Source organism: Nonomuraea sp. ZG12, assembly GCF_052068115.1.
GTDB lineage: Bacteria > Actinomycetota > Actinomycetes > Streptosporangiales > Streptosporangiaceae > Nonomuraea.
Genome location: NZ_JBQHCW010000006.1, coordinates 376673 through 392935 on the forward strand (window position 1 = coordinate 376673; position 16263 = coordinate 392935).

14 protein-coding genes are annotated in these 16263 nt (G+C 68.4%); 6 read left to right on the forward strand and 8 right to left on the reverse strand.

Annotation, left to right across the window (positions count from 1 at the left end; translation table 11 throughout):
* Positions 1-85: 85 nt before the first annotated feature.
* Both ACTMTF_RS20340 and ACTMTF_RS20345 read right to left on the reverse strand, forming a co-directional pair.
* On the reverse strand, positions 86-1576 hold the full coding sequence (locus tag ACTMTF_RS20340; RefSeq protein WP_441112082.1) for a serine/threonine-protein kinase: 1491 nt from the start codon (positions 1574-1576) through the stop codon (positions 86-88).
* Positions 1566-2801: a DUF4407 domain-containing protein gene (locus ACTMTF_RS20345; protein ID WP_441112083.1), complete on the reverse strand. Its 1236-nt coding sequence runs from the start codon at positions 2799-2801 to the stop codon at positions 1566-1568. Before ACTMTF_RS20345 ends, ACTMTF_RS20340 begins: the two co-directional genes overlap by 11 nt.
* Positions 2802-3053: 252 nt before the next feature.
* Between ACTMTF_RS20345 and ACTMTF_RS20350 the strand changes: the two genes are divergently transcribed.
* The 4 genes from ACTMTF_RS20350 to ACTMTF_RS20365 all read left to right on the forward strand — a co-directional run bounded on the left by ACTMTF_RS20350 (position 3054) and on the right by ACTMTF_RS20365 (position 8148).
* Positions 3054-4403 carry a hypothetical protein gene (locus tag ACTMTF_RS20350; protein ID WP_441112084.1) on the forward strand — a complete coding sequence of 450 codons (1350 nt, stop codon included), beginning with the start codon at positions 3054-3056 and terminating at the stop codon, positions 4401-4403.
* Between the two features lie 14 nt (positions 4404-4417).
* Positions 4418-5374 (forward strand): hypothetical protein, encoded by a 957-nt coding sequence (locus ACTMTF_RS20355; protein ID WP_441112085.1) that lies wholly within the window; start codon positions 4418-4420, stop codon positions 5372-5374.
* Positions 5374-7458, forward strand: coding sequence for a hypothetical protein (locus ACTMTF_RS20360; protein ID WP_441112086.1), 2085 nt, complete (start codon positions 5374-5376; stop codon positions 7456-7458). Before ACTMTF_RS20355 ends, ACTMTF_RS20360 begins: the two co-directional genes overlap by 1 nt.
* A gap of 399 nt (positions 7459-7857) precedes the next feature.
* Positions 7858-8148: a hypothetical protein gene (locus ACTMTF_RS20365; RefSeq protein ID WP_441112087.1), complete on the forward strand. Its 291-nt coding sequence runs from the start codon at positions 7858-7860 to the stop codon at positions 8146-8148.
* Positions 8149-9018: 870 nt separating this feature from the next.
* On the opposite strand, the gene ACTMTF_RS20370 is transcribed toward ACTMTF_RS20365, so the two are convergent.
* From ACTMTF_RS20370 to ACTMTF_RS20390, 5 genes are all read right to left on the reverse strand, one after another.
* Complete coding sequence (locus ACTMTF_RS20370) at positions 9019-10131, reverse strand: GlxA family transcriptional regulator (protein ID WP_441112088.1); 1113 nt, start codon at positions 10129-10131, stop codon at positions 9019-9021.
* Positions 10132-11053: 922 nt separating this feature from the next.
* A complete protein-coding gene (locus tag ACTMTF_RS20375) occupies positions 11054-11656 on the reverse strand; it encodes a DJ-1/PfpI family protein (protein ID WP_441112089.1) in 603 nt (200 codons plus the stop codon).
* Entirely contained in the window at positions 11653-12618 is a 966-nt protein-coding gene (locus ACTMTF_RS20380; protein WP_441112146.1) for a GlxA family transcriptional regulator, read from the reverse strand. Before ACTMTF_RS20380 ends, ACTMTF_RS20375 begins: the two co-directional genes overlap by 4 nt.
* A gap of 250 nt (positions 12619-12868) precedes the next feature.
* Positions 12869-13540 (reverse strand): DUF2867 domain-containing protein, encoded by a 672-nt coding sequence (locus ACTMTF_RS20385; protein WP_441112090.1) that lies wholly within the window; start codon positions 13538-13540, stop codon positions 12869-12871.
* Between the two features lie 46 nt (positions 13541-13586).
* A complete protein-coding gene (locus ACTMTF_RS20390) occupies positions 13587-13718 on the reverse strand; it encodes a hypothetical protein (protein ID WP_441112091.1) in 132 nt (43 codons plus the stop codon).
* A 454-nt stretch (positions 13719-14172) separates the two neighbouring features.
* Between ACTMTF_RS20390 and ACTMTF_RS20395 the strand changes: the two genes are divergently transcribed.
* Both ACTMTF_RS20395 and ACTMTF_RS20400 read left to right on the forward strand, forming a co-directional pair.
* A complete protein-coding gene (locus ACTMTF_RS20395) occupies positions 14173-14760 on the forward strand; it encodes a TetR/AcrR family transcriptional regulator (protein WP_441112092.1) in 588 nt (195 codons plus the stop codon).
* A 93-nt stretch (positions 14761-14853) separates the two neighbouring features.
* Positions 14854-15243: a hypothetical protein gene (locus tag ACTMTF_RS20400; protein ID WP_441112093.1), complete on the forward strand. Its 390-nt coding sequence runs from the start codon at positions 14854-14856 to the stop codon at positions 15241-15243.
* On the opposite strand, the gene ACTMTF_RS20405 is transcribed toward ACTMTF_RS20400, so the two are convergent.
* Complete coding sequence (locus tag ACTMTF_RS20405; protein ID WP_441112094.1) at positions 15216-15923, reverse strand: molybdopterin-dependent oxidoreductase; 708 nt, start codon at positions 15921-15923, stop codon at positions 15216-15218. The genes ACTMTF_RS20400 and ACTMTF_RS20405 overlap by 28 nt on opposite strands.
* Between the last annotated feature and the right edge of the window lie 340 nt (positions 15924-16263).

Consider the following 16263-nt stretch of genomic DNA (forward strand, 5'->3'; position numbering starts at 1 on the left):
TAACGCATGTTCGAGCTAATTCTGCTCGATCGGTGGCGCCGTGCGAAGAGGACGGTCGGCTCCACGTCACTCGACCGGGAAAGCGTCAGCCCGTGAGCCTGCGTTTGACGGCTTCGCGGGTGGTGCCGGGGAGGCGGGAGAGGAGGTGGTCGCGGGCGGAGTGGGAGCAGTGGGTGAGGACGTCCGCGATGGTGGCGGGCGAGAGACGGTTAAGGGCGCGTACGGCCGCATCCTCCGGTATGGCGGCGACCGCGAGGCCCGTCTGGCGGGGATCGGTGGCGGCCATCGCGCCGATGGCGGCGGCGGAGTTCCTGTCGTGCATGCCGCCGAGGATGTGACCGCGGTGGCGGGTGTCCATCGCCAGCACCACCCCCGCGACCAGGGCAGGGTCGCGGACTTGATCCAGCAGCCGGCACGCGCGCCGGGGGAGCAGCATCTGCAGGATCTTGGCGCTCTTGGGAGCCTGCCTGCACATCTCCTCCACCGCGTCGGCGGTCAGCTCCTGCCACCGTTCTCCGAGCACCAATGCGGCATCGGCGGCGGGAAGCTCGAGAAGCTTCCCCCCTTGGTGCACGATCGAGCGCCGAGCAGGCGGCCGAGCCTTCCCCACGGTGGGACGCCCTTGCGGCGGCACGCCTCTCCTGACCGCCCCGCCTCCGCCCTGATTTCCAGCAGGATCTCTCGCGGCCTTGTCAACGGACGGATCGCGCCTGACCGGTCCGCCTCCGACAGCATTTCGCCCGGATCGTGGATGACGGTCCCCGTTCCCGGGAGAGCGGGGCGGTTCAAGGAGACGTTTCAGGTCGTGGGCCAGTTCGGCGGCCTTCATACGGGTGCCGGGGTTCTTGTCCAGCAAGCGGCCGATCGTTGAGGCGAGAGTGCAGGAGCGGAGCATAGGGTCGCAATCGGCGCTCAGGATCGCGAACCTGATGGCGGCGCTGTTGCTCCTGCGGAACGGCGGCCGACCCTCCAGCGCCGTGTAGAGCGTGGCGCCGAGCGACCACAGATCGGCCGCCTCTCCGGCCGGGTCGCCATGAAGCCGCTCGGGCGCCATGAAGTCAGGGGTCCCGACCAGCTGCCCGAGCATGGTGAGCGAGGACTGGCCCTCGATGGCGGCGATCCCGAAGTCGACCAGCACCACCTCGCCGGAGGCGGTGATGAGGATGTTGTCCGGCTTCACGTCGCGGTGATACACCCCCACCGCGTGCGCGGCCGTGAGCGCGTCGAGCACCCGGGCCCCGATCCTGGCCGCTTCGAGCTCCGGCAGCGGTGAGCGGTCGATCAGCGTGCCGAGCGTGTCGCCGCGGACGTAGTCCATCACTATCCACGGCCCGTCCTGGGTGTCCAGGATGTCGTGCACCCTGACGATGCCGGGATGGACGATCCTCGCCAGCGCCTGCGCCTCCCGCCTGGCCCGCGCCGCCAGTTGGGGCACTGACCCGATGTCGGGGCGGATCTGTTTGAGCGCTACCGTCCGGTCCAGTGCGCGGTCCCTGGCACGCCAGACCCGCCCCATGCCGCCCCTGCCCAGGGGCGCTTCGATGACGAAGCGGCCGGCGACGCGGTCACCAATCATCGTTCAGTTGCCCGACGCGCTCGTAACGCCCACCGCCGGATCGGGTGTCGCGCAGGGCGCGCAGCGCGTCGTCCTCGAAGCTGCGCGTCCCGTAGTTGTCCGTGGGGTACGAGCCGGGATCGTCGTGGTCGGGCGCCTCGTAGGGGGAGGTGAAGCGCCGCGTCTGGCCGGGCTCGTCGCGAATGTCGTCGAGCGCGTCACGCAGCCGCTTCGCGTCCAGCTTCTCTTCGATCTTGTCGTACGACCCCGGCCGCTGCATCAGCTTGACCAGCACCGGCAGGCACTCGATGACCAGGATGAACAGGAAGAGCAGCAGGCGCGCCATGTTGAGCGTGGTGTTGTCCTGGGAGACCCGGCTGAGCGCCTCGAGCCGGAGCAGCAGGCCGTCGGAGCCGTGGTTCTCCTCGACGAACTGGTCGCGAAGGTCGGTCTGCTGGCCGGTCAGCCGCTCCAGCTCGGCCCGCACCTCCGGCAGCTCCTCCTCCGCCGCTTCGAGCCGCCTGGCCCGTCCAGCGGCCTGGGTGCTCACGAGCTGGTCGCGGCGCTGCTGGATCTGCCGGTCGATGTCGTTCACCCGGGTGGCGGCCCGCTGGTAGGCCTGTTCGGCCGCCTGGGACAACGGTCCGGGACCCTTTTTGGCGCATTTCGGCGGACCCACGTAAAGCTGGCACTGCCATTCGTCGTAGAACGTGTCCCGCTGTTTCACCGCCCCCTTGCGTGACTTCTCCAGCTCCTGGATCCGCCGGTCGGAGGCAGGGTCGAGCGCTGTCTCCCCTCGGGAGGCGATCACGGCTTCGAGCTCCGTCACCGTTTTCTCCAGGGTGTCCACGCGCTTGCCCGTCTCGCCGGTCTGCTGCGCGCGCGTGAAGACGTCGAGCCGTTCCTGTTTCATGTCGAGAATGGTGGCGTCGATCTCCGGCTTGAAGATCTGCAGCACCAGCGGTGTGGAGATGACAGCGCCGAGGAGGAGTGCCAGGAGGACGCGGGGCAGGGCGAGCCAGAACCGCCGCCGGCCCTTGACCGGCAGCGAGGTGGCGAGCCAGCGGTCTAGGCCCAGAATCACCACGCCCCAGACCAGGCCGCCGGCGATGGCGAGCGGCAGGAAGACCTTGAGTGCCGAGGAGAGCGCGAACATCATGGCCAGCGCGGCGAGGCAGGCGGTGGTGAGGATGGCCCCGCCCAGGCCGACGAACCTGGCGCGTTCGCCATCGTATTTCTCCAGCACGTCCTGCCGGGCACCTGACAGAATGATCAACCATTTACCGATCACATGCCGCTCCCGAGAGTCCCGCCGCTACCCTCTCGGCAGCGTACTGATTAGCATCAACAGTCGGCAACGACGAAGTAAGCAACGCCATCAACAAGGTAGGCATCAACCACGTCTGACAAATGGACCCGTTACCGCGACACGGGTAACAAATATGCATGAAACGGACGTAATATTGACAAATTCCCCCAAACTCTACGCTTCCGATCGATGAGCGCGTCCATCCACGACCTCATCGCGTCGTTCGTGGAGCGGCTGACCGTCGTGGAGATCGACGTCGCCGGCATCCGGTTCTTCGAGGTCCGCGCGGACGAGATCGGCACGCCGTATGTCATCCGCAGGGCCGCCGCCAAGTGGTCCACCCTGACCGCCACCGGCGACGAGGTGGCGGACGCAGTGGGCCGGGTCGCCCGCGAGCTGGTCTCCCCCGACGGCCTCGACCAGGTCGTCGTGCTGCACACCGCCGCCGGACCCGAACAAGAGGCGAGCCTGCGCGCGCTCACCGCGTGGTGCCCTGCCGCCCAGGTCGCGCACCTGCCAGCGATCAAGGCGGGTGGCCTGCTGCGCGACCTGGCCACCCGGGTTCCGCTGCGGCAGTCGTACGACCTGATCGTGGCCAGGGAACGGGCCGGGGACGGGCAGCTGGAGCTGGCCGGGCAGCCGCTCTTCGGCGCGGGCACGCTGCCGGGCCAGGACGCCCACGTCACCGTGACCTGCACCGACCCCGGCGGCATGCTGCTGGCGGTCTCGGCGTGGGTGGGCCCGCTCGAACCGTCGGGCCTGGTCTCGGTCGACCACGCGCCGCTGCCTGCGGGCCGGCACACGCTCAGAGCGGTGCTGGAGCGCCCCGGCCAGGTCCGCTTCTCCGGCATCGTGGGCCTGCGCCCGCACACCGGCTCCTGGACGGAGGTGGTCGCCGACCTCCCCGTACGGCTCCGCCCCCCTTCCCCCCGCCCCGCCCACCTGATCTGCGCCATCGAGACCACGGGCACCCAGGACGAACTGGAGGCCCGCTGCCACTGGCCCGCGTACCTCATCGACCTGCTGGCCGACACCCCCACACAGATCTCGATCATGAGCTACGGCACCCATGTCTTCGGCGAACGTCACCCGATCCACGTCTCGCCCAGGGTGGCCATCTGGGCCGGCTCGGCGGCCGAGGCCAGGCTGGCGCTGGATTCGCTGCGCCCGGCTCCGCCGACGTACCCGAACGCCGCCCAGGTGGAGGACGTCCTAGCCGAGCTGCGCGGCCGGCTCAGGCAGGACGGCGCCCGTACCGCCCTGCTCACGGTCGGCGCGCGCCCGCCGCACCCCCGCAGGGTCGGCAGGGACCGCGTGCCGCCCTGCCCGCTCCGGCACGACTGGCAGATCCTGCTGCAGGAGCTGGAGCAGCGCCACGGCATGAAGTGCGCGGCCATCTGCGACGGCACCTCGCCGGTCTGGGAGCGGCTCGGCCCGGCGGCGCTGTACCAGGTGGACGCGGTGGACGTCGAGAAGCTCGCCGCCCGCCTCGACTTGACGTCCACCGGCGGCGCGCTCGCCCTTCCCCTCGTCAGCTGAAATGAGGACCCCGCGTGACCGAGACCGAACCGGCGCCCGACATCGCGATGTGGGGCGCCTCGGGTAGCGGCAAGACCGCCTTCCTAGCTGCGCTGAGCATCGCGCTGAACAGGGCCGAGACGAACTGGAAGCTGGTCGGCGAGAACCAGGCCTCAGGGGCGGAGCTGATCAAGCTCCGCAACAGGCTGCTGGACGATCGCAGGTTCCCCGACTCGACCGAGTCCCTGACGTACTACAGCTGGCTGCTGATCGGCCCAGGGGAGGACCACCGGCAGTGGTGGCGGCCGTGGCGAACGCAGCCGGGCAGGGCCCCGAGGATCAAACTGGACTTCCTGGATCCGCGCGGCGGCCTGTACGCCGACCCGCAGGCGAGCGTCGACAAGGAGGCCCTGGTGTCCAGCCTGGTCAGGAGCCGCGGGCTGATCTACATGTTCGACCCGGACCGGGAGAGCCTGGTCGGCGACGCCTTCAAGCACCTGGACTCGGCGCTGAACGAGGTGGCCGCGCAGATGCTGGCGGGCAACGAGTACGCCGACGGCAAGCTCCCGCACTACATCGCCGTCTGCATCACGAAATATGACGACCCACGGGTGTTGGCGCTGGCGGACCAGTGGGGGTTCGCCGAGCCCGATCTCAGTGACGAGCTGCGCATCCCGCGCGTGGCCGAGGACCACGCCAGGGATTTCTTCCACCAGCTCTGCCGGCGCGGGCGCAACCACAACGCGGAGATGATCCTCGACCTGATCGAGACGTACTTCCACAAGGACCGCGCGAAGTTCTTCGTGACCTCGTCGGTGGGGATGTACATCGACGAGCGCTACGGCCGGTTCGATCCGGACGACTTCCTCAACGTCATCGACGACCCCCACGGGGGCCTCACGATCCGCGGCCCCGTCCGCCCCATCAACGTCATGGAGCCGGTGATCTGGCTCGGCGGCATGCTGAGGCCGCACTCAATGAGGAGCGGGTGATGACGGCGCGGCCGACCGCTCACTGGGCCGTCCTCGGCAAGACGCCGCAGAGCCTGGACGACTACGACGTGATCGGCTTCAGCACTGGAGCGTTGAGCAAGGCGGAGTTCTCCGACTGGCTCAAGTCGTTCTCCTCAGGCACCGCAGAGCCCAAGGCGCTGCCGCGCGTGGCGGCCAGCCACTTCAACCGGCGCGGCGAGTCCTGGCTTGGTCTGTCCCTGCAGACGAAGCCGGAGTCCCAGGACGGCTTCCACCGTCCGTACACGATGACCTGGCACGTCTGCCTCCGCTGGGAGCAGGCCTCGAAGACCCCGATCTCCTACCGCGCCCTGTACGAGGCGCTGCTGAGAAAGGACTTCTCCGGCGAGAGCCCGTTCCGGCTCAGCCTCCGCGACTACGACCCGCCCAGGCTGTCCGGAATCGCCAACGCCACCGCGCGCCGGGCGGCGGCGCTCCTGCTCACCGGCAAGCCCGTCTGCGTGGTCCGCGCGGAGCTCCCGATGGAGCAGCGGCTCGACTTCCTCGACGCCGTCGCGGCGCTCCTCCCGTACGGCATGCGCAGCGGACTCGCCGTCTCCACCTGGACCAACAGCGCCTCCAGGCACCGCATCCGGCTCTCCTTCGCCGAGGTCGCCCCCGCCCACGGCGCCTGGGAGCTCCCCTGGGAGAAGGACGTCCCGTACGACTTCCCTCCCGAGGCCCGCCGCTACGAGCAGGAACTCGCGCAGTACGAGCACGACGGCCTGGCCCGCCTGATCCGCCGCCTGGCCGCCCTTGACCGCCCGCTGGACCTCGACAGCGAGACCGACCGCGCCGAGGCCCTCGTGCGAGTACGCGAGCACACCGCGATCAGCCTCGCCTCCTCCGTGAGGCAGCTGCTCCCCGAGTCCCTCGACAGCCTCGCCGGCGCGGACGAGGTGCGGCTCCAGGAGCTCAACGCTCATCTGTCGCAGGCGCTCCACCGCATCGCCGACGACGACCGCCCGGTCTATCGCGACATCGTCAAGCGGAACCTGACCCGGCTGCCCGACCGGCTGGCCGACTCCCCCACCACGGGTGCCTTCTTCGAGATCCTCCTGCGCCTCCTGTACGGCCCCGCCCTCCACCGCCACGACCTCGAGAACCTCCACCACGACCTCGCCGGCCTCAGCGAGGTTCCCCGCCCCCTCGCCAAGGCGCTCAAGGCGGCATCCGCCCACTGCGAGCCTCTGGTCAAGCTGCTGATCACTTTCCTCATAGGCGACGCCAGGATGCGGCAGCAGCTCCTCTCGAACATGACCGTCGACGAGCTGCTCCACCTGATCGGGCCCTCCCGCGACGCCACCGTGCTGGACAGCGTCCTGCGCGAGCTGGGAGACCGCCACGACAGGAAGGAGGTCGCCCAGCAGCTCCACCACCACCGCTACCTGGTCAAGCCGGTCTCCGCCTGCCTCGGCGACTCCGGCCTGGAGCATCACCGCAGCATCTTGCGGCTCAGCCGCGGCCGCCTGCTCCTCCCCGCGGACGTCAAAGAGATCCTCGAGGCCCTGGACGAAGTCCCTCCCCAGGCGTTCATGCTCGCGATCATGACGGAGAGCGGCCCTGGAACGGGTGCGGCGCTGCTGTCGGGGCTGACCGCGCACGCCTTGAGACAACTGGGGCTGGAAGGCCCGATCAAGCGGGAGATCGAGGACGGCCTCACCAGGATGACCGCCCCCGCGCTCACCCGCGTGCTGCGGAGCCCGCGCAGGCTCTTCAGCGGCCGGCCTCCGAGGACGGTGTCCTCCCAGACCGGCAGGATCCGCAAGGTCCAGGGCGCGATCCGCCAGCAATTCCCCACCCCGCTCACCGAGCCCGACGTGGAAGCGGCGCTCGACCGGCTCGACCACCCTGCCCCGCTGACAGACCTGCTCGCGATCATGGCGGAGAGCGGTCCTGGAACGGGTCCGGTGCTGATCTACTGGCTCGCCCAGAGCGCGGTCGACCAGCTGAGCTCACGCCTCACCGCGGAGTCCCTCGCCGACATCGACCAGGGCCTGCAGCGGATGACCGGCCCCCGCCGCGCCCTACCCCTCCCATGGCGCTCCCCTCAAGGCCGAACCTGACCCGCCCGCGGGGGCCGCGTCGGGCAGATCAGCCGGAAAGACATCGGCGACCGCAGCGAAGTGCGCAGTTCGCAATGCGGCTATGACTGCATGGATCACGAAAAGCTTCCGCGAATTGCGATTCCTGGACGAAGGCCGTGCTGCCCAGCCTTACCGGGTTGGTCGAGATTCCCGCCGTGTCGGCTGCCTACGACGCCGAATGGGAGGAGCACGGTCACTTGCGAGCGGCCGTCGAACACGTGCGGGCCTGGGTGACGTCGCGGGCTCTTCCCGATGCGCGGCGCGAAGTGGTGCAGCTCGATGGCCGCGCCCCACTCCTCTTCGTGGACGTGCCCGCGACGTCGGGCACGGCGTCGAGCGGGACCGTCCTGCTGTACGGGCGGCGAGCACGCCAGGGCGGTGGTGCTGCTGGAGACAGGCGAGGAATCCGGCAGCCTTGATCTGCCCGCCTACCTCCATCATCTCGCCGACCGTCTCGGCGAGGTGTCGTTGGTCCTCTGCCTGGACGCGGGCGGCGGAGATTACGAGCGTCTGTGGCTGACCTCGAGCCTGCGCGGCGCGGTGCAGGCGACTGTCACGGTGCGCATCCTCGAAACGGGTGTTCAGTCTGGATTCGGGAGCGGCATCGTGCCGAGTTCGTTCCGTGTCACGGGTGGATCGGCAACGTGCGGATCATGTCCCGGGCCCTGAAGCCGCGGGAGTTCCTGACACCGTACGAGTGAAGGCACGCGTGGTCCGCCATGCGGGTCCGGGTGCGCCGGTAGTGCGAGGGCGGGACGCCGTAACCGATTCCTGTACTTGACCTGGGCACACTCGCCGCGCCCAGGCCTGCCCCCACTTGGCAGCCGCCTGCACCACCCCGGCGGCTACTGCAGCGCCTCTCCAGAGACCTCGCTGCTCCAGCAGCCTCTTGGCGGCGTCCTGGTTCGTTGGGACGCTGCGGCCGGAGGCTGTAGCGATCGCGTGGGGCTGGTCGGCGAACAGCTCGATTTCTGAAGGCACCACCCAGTTGAGGGTGTGGAAGATGCAGTGGTCGGACCATGCACCCAGTCCGGTGCTGATGACCAATCGCAGCGGCTGGGCGAGGTCCGGGTCGCCGGGCTGCAGGCGCGCCCGAGCTTCGGATTCGACGTCCAGGCGGGGGTGCTCGGGGCAGCAGCCAGATGGAGGTCCGTTCCAGTGGCATCGACGAGTGGTTGGGCGGTGCGTCGTAGGCCCAGCGACCCTCGGAGAGGACCAGCCAGGACTGCCTCGGCTTGATCTCCAGGATCTTGCGTGTCGCGCCCGCCATGCCGCAAGTATCCGGCACTCACCAGTGAGTAGCTGATTGTGGCTGTTTCGACACGGTGTGTCTGCGTGACGTGCGGCGGCCACCGCCTCATCAAGCGCAGGCACAGTGCCAACGACGGGCTGCCGCCTGTCACATTCGAGCGTCAGATGATCGAGAAGAGGCAAGCATCAACGGCCCTGCTGAGGGCCGCTGTGGCATAGAACCGTCTCCACACTTTGAGGGGATCGACAAGACGGCTGCCGTGGCCTCATATTGCGCCCTGGGGATCTTCACGTGGCCAGATCCTCTCGATGAAAGTCATCAGGCGTGCATCGTTCGTTCATGTCTGTGACGTGGCCGGATGAGCCACCGGTCTCGCCAGGCCGGTGGCGGACCTCGTCCTGAGCCGACCGAGTGGCGGATCGCCGGTGCGTTGGACGATCCGCTCGGTCCTGGGCGGGTTTGTGCCGGTAGACGCTGGGGGCGATGCCGTGGCGTTTGGTGAATTGGGTGCGCAGGACGCCACTGGAGGCAAAGCCTGCCTGTCTGGCGATTTCCTGGATGGACAGGGTGGTGGACGTCAGCAGTTCCTCGGTGAGGTCAAGCCGCTGGTCGTTCAGCCAGGCGTGGGGTGTGGTGCCGGTGACGGCCCGGAAACGTCGGGCGAAGGTGCGAGCGCTCATCAACGCCTGTTTGGCGAGGTCGTTGACCGTCATGGGGTGGTGCAGGTGGGTGCGGGCCCAGATGAGCAGGTCGGCCAGGCGGGCGTCCTCGGCGTCGGCCAGTGATCGGGTGCCCGCGGGTGCGGTGGTGGGAACGTATCGCGTCTGCCCGCTCTCCCGACGTGGCGTGATCATCCATTCCCTGGCCACGGCGTTGGAGACGGCCGCGCCGTGTTCGCGGCGCAGCAGGTGCAGGCACATGTGGATGCAGGAGGTCACGCTGGTGCCGGTGACGATCTGGCCTTCGTCGACGTAGAGGGCGTCGGTTTTTATGATGATGCCCGGATGGCGTTGGGCCAGGTGGGTGGCCAGTGGCCGGCTGGTGGTGGCGCGCAGGCCGTCGAGGAGGCCGGTTTCGGCCAGTAGGAATGAGCCGGCGCAGTAGGCCGCGATGAGGGCCTGCCGGTGGTAGGCGTCGGTGATCGCCTTGGTGACGGGTGCGGGAAGGGTGAGCGGCTGTTGGTCGGTGGGCAGCACGATGATCAGGTCGGCGTTCGCGATCGCTTCGGGTCCGTGCTCGACGTGCGTCCACATGCCGAGGTCGGTGCGCAGGGTGCCGGCGCGGTCGGCGCAGACGGCGAAGTCGAGCGGGGGCAATCCCAGGTGGCTTCGATCGGCGAAGATGTTGCTGATTGCGGCCAGGCCGAACGCGCTGACCCCGGAGGGGGCGTAGGCGAGCACGGATCGGAACGGGGTTCGCGCCTTCTTGGTGGACCGTTCAGGTGGCTGGTGGCCTTCGGCCTGTCGTGGCGGTAAGCAGGCTCGGCTTACCGGGGGCCGCCGTGGTGGCCCATCTGTGATCACGTGTGAATCTCCCCTCTCCACGAGTTTGGGGTCGGTGTCGGACGTCGTCGGTCGTGGCGGTCGTGGCGGTCGTGGCGGGCATGGCGGCCCTTCGGCTCGTGATCCGCCATGCGCCGGCGCGGCAGGTCACCGCGTGTGAAGCCGCTACGGCGACTGGCGGCGGTATCGAGTGGTGGTCGCGGCCGGCAGGCCGGGTGGAGATAATCGAGGTTCACCACGCCCCAGGCGGCTGAACAGGTCGAGGCCGTCGCCGGTCGGCCGGCCCTCAGGTATCGGTGCGAGGCACAGGCGTCTGACGGACACGGTGAACCGGGAGAGCATGTCGCCGGTGTGGTTTCACCGCCAGAACCTCGTTGATCGAGCGCACCTTTCCGGGCGCGGGTTGATCGCGGTGATCTCCTGGGTTGGTCACGTTCCTCTCGTCCGGTGTCGTCCTGGTGTCGTTTCGCTGTCGTCCGGCTGCTGTTGTCTGGCTGGCAAGCAACCCCAGAAGATCAGCAGCGACAGTTGGCCAACATCCGCCGCAGCTACGGCCCGGAAAGGAGGCGCTCGGCGTGCTGGCCATCGAGATCGAACTCCTCCAGCCCGCCACCGCATGACGACCTCACCCCAGAACGAGCCAGGGCCCGTGCAGCCCGCGGGCCCTGGCTGCGTCCGGGCCTTGGCATCATTGACCGGCAGGGAATGCAGGTCCAAGCGGTAGTCGCTCCCGCGGCAACGCTCGTTTGGGGCTTATGACACGCTTCTTACCGGCACCCCGACCAGGTCGGAGCCGTCGACATCTTTGGCATCGCGGTAGTCAGCCGATGGGCTCGTCGGCGAGGTACGGCGGCGCGGGCTCGTACTGGATGTAGCGGCAGACCGCACGCGCGTGGTCGCGGCCATGCAAGCGGCCGATCAGCCACAGCGCCATGTCGATTCCGGCGGAGACGCCCTGGCTGGTGACGAGGTTGCCGTCGACGACGTACCGCGCGTCACGCACAACGGTGATTTCTCCACGGGATTGGAGCGTGTTCTCGAAACTGTGATGGGTGGCGACACGGCGGTTCCGTGCTGGCCCTGCCTCGTGCAGGAGCAGCGCGCCGGTGCAGACGCTGGTCACCCAGTCCACCTCGGAGGAGACCTTGCCGATCCAGCCGGTCACTGCCGGATTGGACACCTCCCGGCGGGTGCCCATGCCACCGGGGACGAGCAGGACGTTCAGCGGCGGGTGGTTGTTCAGCGTGTGATCGGGGAGCACGCGCATGCCCTTGGCGCAGCGAACCGGATCCTCTCGCTCGGCGATCAGCACCGCCGTGTCACCCTGGTCGCGGATCATGGCGGAAGCGGTGAACACCTCCCAGGGCCCGACGAAGTCGAGCTCCTCCGCACCCTCGAAGATCAGCAACCCATAGCTCGTCATGCGTACTCCTTCGTAGATCGGAACCGGTCCCGATACTCGGACGGCGGGACCCCCAGATGGCGGTGAAACGCGCGGCGCAGGGACTCGGCCGTGCCGATACCGCTTCGCCGGGCGACCACCTCCACCGGCTCGTCACCCTCGACCAGGGCACGGCCCGCCGCCTCGACCCGCACCCGTTCCACGTACGTCGCGGGCGGCACACCGAGTTCAGCGGTGAACCGCCGCTGCAGGTGACGCGGGCTCAACCCGGCACGGTCCGCCAGCTCCAGCAGGCCGTGCCGGGCGCCCGGATCCGCGTGGATCGCCTCCACCACCACACGGATCGGGTCGCTGGATGGCTGCGCGGACCACAACTGCACGCTGAACTGCGACTGGCTGCCCGGGCGGCGCAGGAACAGCACCATCTCGCGGGCCACGTCATGTGCGACTCCCCGCCCGAGATCGTCCTCGACCAGTGCGAGCGCGAGATCCATTCCCGCGGTCACCCCCGCTGAGGTCCACACGTGACCGTCCCGGATGAAGATCGGATCGCAGTCCACAATGACCTCGGGATGCTCCCGGACAAGCTGATCTTCCCTGCGCCAGTGCGTAGTGACCCGGCAGCCGCCCAACAGGCCGGCCGCGGCGAGCAGAAACACGCCACTGCAGACAGAAGCCACGCGCCGCGCGGATGCCCCGGCAGCGGCGATCCACCGGACCAGAGCGTCGTCCTGCCGTGCCCTGTCCACACCGGCGCCACCGACAACGATCAGCGTGTCGATGCCGTACGGATCGAGGTCGTCGACATCGTGCCCAGCGTGGACGTACAGGCCACTGTGAGAGCGCACCGGCCCGGATTCGGACCCCACGATCTGGCACAGGTACTCACCCGGATGGCTGAACACCTCGTACGGGCCGACAAGGTCCAGCGGCTGGAAGTCCTCGAAGACTACAAAGACGACACGTGGTCTGGGGGTTGTCACTCCTTCAGCGTCGTTGACGCCAGGCGATAGCGTCAACGACACACACCCCACATATCACGCCATCTCCAGCCCGGTGTCGATGCGTAGTTGGCGTGCTGGGCCATCTCCGATCCTTGATCCCAGGTCAGCGACCTGCGCAGATGTTCGGGCAGGGTGATGATGATGGAAGCTGACGTGATGCCGGAGCATGAGTTCCCCTGCTCTGTTGTGCGGGAACGGCGGTGTCTCGTAACGCATGGAAAAGTGTGCGTCACCGGCCCGATCGGTGAGCTCGGATCACCTGCTCACCGGATGTCGGCCGTTGCGGGTTCGGCTCGGTGGCGGGGCCGGGTGGGGTGTTCTGCCACCTGCGGTCGATCTGCTTCATCAGCTGCGGATAGACGATCAGGTAGCGAAACGGCCGGATCCCGGCCATGTAGGCCCGCCCGAAAACGCCATTCGGTTTGACCAGCGCGGCTGCCTGCGCGTGGTAGCCGCCCGAGCCGTCGGGGACCCACCCGTAATGGGACAGGCAGTGCACGGTCTTGTTGGACAGCTCCCAGCACATCTCGTTGTGCGTGAGGTAGACCGGGCGAAACGGTGTCCCGTGGGGCACTGGCGGGGGTGGCCCGTCGCGCAAGTCGGCCGGTAGCCGGTCACGTAGGGACGGCGCCCGGACGTCGAGGTCGTGTTCGGGTTTGTCCCAGCCCAGCCATCGACCGAGTTGCCAGCGCAGGTCCCACAGTGCGCGCGCCGGCCATGCCCAGCCGTCCGTGGGGTGGTGATCGTCGCCGGCGATCCGTTCGCCCATCCGCACGAATCGCGCGAAGTCGTCCGGGCCGCCGGGGGTGGGTAGCGCCCACACGTCCTCGAGGTGAAAGTCGGCGGCGATCTCGTTGATCCGCCATGGCTGATCGGTGTGCGCACTGCTGGGAAGTCTCATGGCGACATACCGCCTATCACTGGTAGATGTTCCGGCGTGCCTGACGTCATCGGGAAAGCCCGGCCTGGGAGGTGGGGTTGTCGTGGCGGGTGGCGCGGCGAGCGCCGACCAGCAGCAGGATGATCGCGAGCACGCCGAGCGGCCAGGGCGTGAACGGCTGGACGACGGCATCGATCACGGTCCAGAGCCCCAGAATTCAGGCGATGAACGGCGGCGGCGTGCTGCCGCGGCGATCCAGCCACATCACGATCAGGCCGATCACGATGAGTGGTGGGCCCGAAGCTGTCCACGCTCAGCCAGTACGCGCTGCCTGCCGGGCTCATCTCAGCCAGGTCCTCGTGCCACAGCCCTCCGCTGAACCATGTTCCGGCATGGCTCGCGGCCTTCTCCACTGTCAGGGCGTCGAGCGTGCGCGGCTCCGGAGAGCGCGAGAATCCAGCCGGCCCACTTGATGATCTGATTCCCCCGTTCGTGTTGCGAAGCCGCGCGGTGCGGCTTCGTCGGCGATGGCGCGGCTGGTGCACGAGGGGGGAGCGGCCTGGTTTCGATACTAGAGTTTCGGTACTCACGTTTCGTATCATGCAGGTATGACAGCTGGAAGGCAACAAGGCGGACGCCCTCGCGACAGTCGCGTGGATCACAAAATCCTGCAGGCCACCCGGGAGTTGATCGAAGAGGCCGGCTACCCGGCGCTGACCGTCGACCAGGTCGCGGCCCGGGCCGGGGTCGGCAAGGCGGCGATCTACCGCCGCTACGCCTCCAAGGCCGAGATGGCGTTCGTCGCCACCGTGCGCGGACAGTGGCCGCCTCCATTGACCGACACCGGCTCTCTGCAGGGGGACCTACTGGCACTGGTCCGCGCGTTTCATGCCCGCATGGCCACCCCGGCGGCCCGACAAGTGGCACCGGCTCTGATAAGCGAACTCGCCGTCAATCTCGAACTGGATAAGCGGTTCCAGGACACCTTCCTGGCCGCCGAACACACCTGCCTTGCCGACATCATCGAACGGGCCATGGTCCGCGGCGAGCTGGCCGGACCCGTCGACCCCGCGCTGGCCCACCTGCTACTGCTCGGCTCCCTCGCGGCCGGCCTGTACATCATCAACCTGCCGGTCGACGAAACGATGATCACCGACCTCGCCGCCGCTACCACGGCCGGTCTCGTCGCAATGGCCGGCCGGCGCCACAGCGATCCCGAAGGGGCCGCCCAGCCGCGCTGACCCCGCTGTATCGATAGCGGACCCAGCCTTGCGTAGTCAGCGGGTGGCCTTCTACGAGAACTCGCCGGCGCTTACAACGCCGCCCACGACCGGGTGTTCGCCGAGCAGCCCACCGCCAAGGTGCTCATCTCCCTGGACCACCAGTTCGGCGTCGAACTGGAACGCCCCTCGGCCCACGATGCCACCCTGGCCGGTCAGACCGTGTTGCGCGGCCTGGCCGAGCGGGCGGGCGGCAGGCAGTGGCGGGGCGCCTTCCATCCGTACGCCCGAGATCTGCGCAGTGACGCCTTCGGCCCGGACGACTACCCGTACGTCACCTACGGCAACCTGGGCGTGCTGGTCGGCTGGCTGCGCGCCACGTTCCCCACGCAGACGGCCGCGTGGTCGGAAAGAGAGTGTGCGAATCGCGGCGTACCGGAACGGGACGCCGCATCCGATCGGCGAGAAGGGGCCGATCAAATGCTTGGCGGTCTCGATTCGTGATCGGAGGAGGAGCGGGAGGCACCCCGGGAACTGAGGAACCTGATGGGGGCGATCAACGTCCGGTAAAGGGGACGCACCACCTTGCCGGGGAACAGACCGTGCCGTTCTTCCTCCCAGACTCGCCCCCTCGGATGCGTCCGCAGCAATAGTCCTTCGGCGCGCTCCGGCGCGGTGGTCAGAACGTCGATGCGTGAGAGATGCTTGACGCTGATGTAGCCGTACTGTCGGGGGCTGACCAGCCTGGCCGGTGCTCCGTGGTCACCATTGAGCGGGTGACCGTTGAGGTTCTCGGCGATGAGCACGTCGTCGGCCAACGCGTCCTCGATCGTCAGCACCGACTCCCATCCGTCGAGTCCGCGACACAGGAGATGAGTGACCGTCGTCCCGGGCCGTAGCGCCGGTTCGATGATGGCACGGTAGACCGTCTTGAACGAGACCCCCTCCCAGTGGAGATCAGTGGCCGACCAGCCGGCGACGCAATGGAAGTCGGCGGCGATCTCCAGGCGAGGGAGCGTCGACAGCGTGGCGAGTGGCAGGTCGAATCCTTCGGTCACCGCACCGCGCATCTCGATGACAGGGTCGGCCGGTACGGCCGGCGCAGGCCGGGAAAGGTGCGAGCCGAAGCGTGGGAACCCGTTGGCCCGGCGTTGCCCTGGCGGCAGCCTCTTGTCGTTCTGCATGGGTCTGTCCTTTGAAAGCGGCGCGTGGCCATGTCGGTTCCGGATGTTTGGAAGAGCCCGCGGTCCTCGCCGCCGGCGGCTGTGCCTTGCTCATTCCGGGCATGGCCGATCTGATCGCCGCCGCGGTTGCTCGCGTGCAGTTACCGCCGGACGCGGGCCCAGACCTGAAAACCAAGCCGGTGGACCCGCTACGCGACCCGATCGACTTCGAGAAAGATCGAGACCATATTCCCCTTCGCAGGAGGAGACCTGGTAGCAGCGGTGTAAGTGCGCTTCTCCGAGTCGCACCAGGGCCAGGTGCCGAGAGGGCCACGAGTCTGCGGCAGGGAGCCTGGCCTTG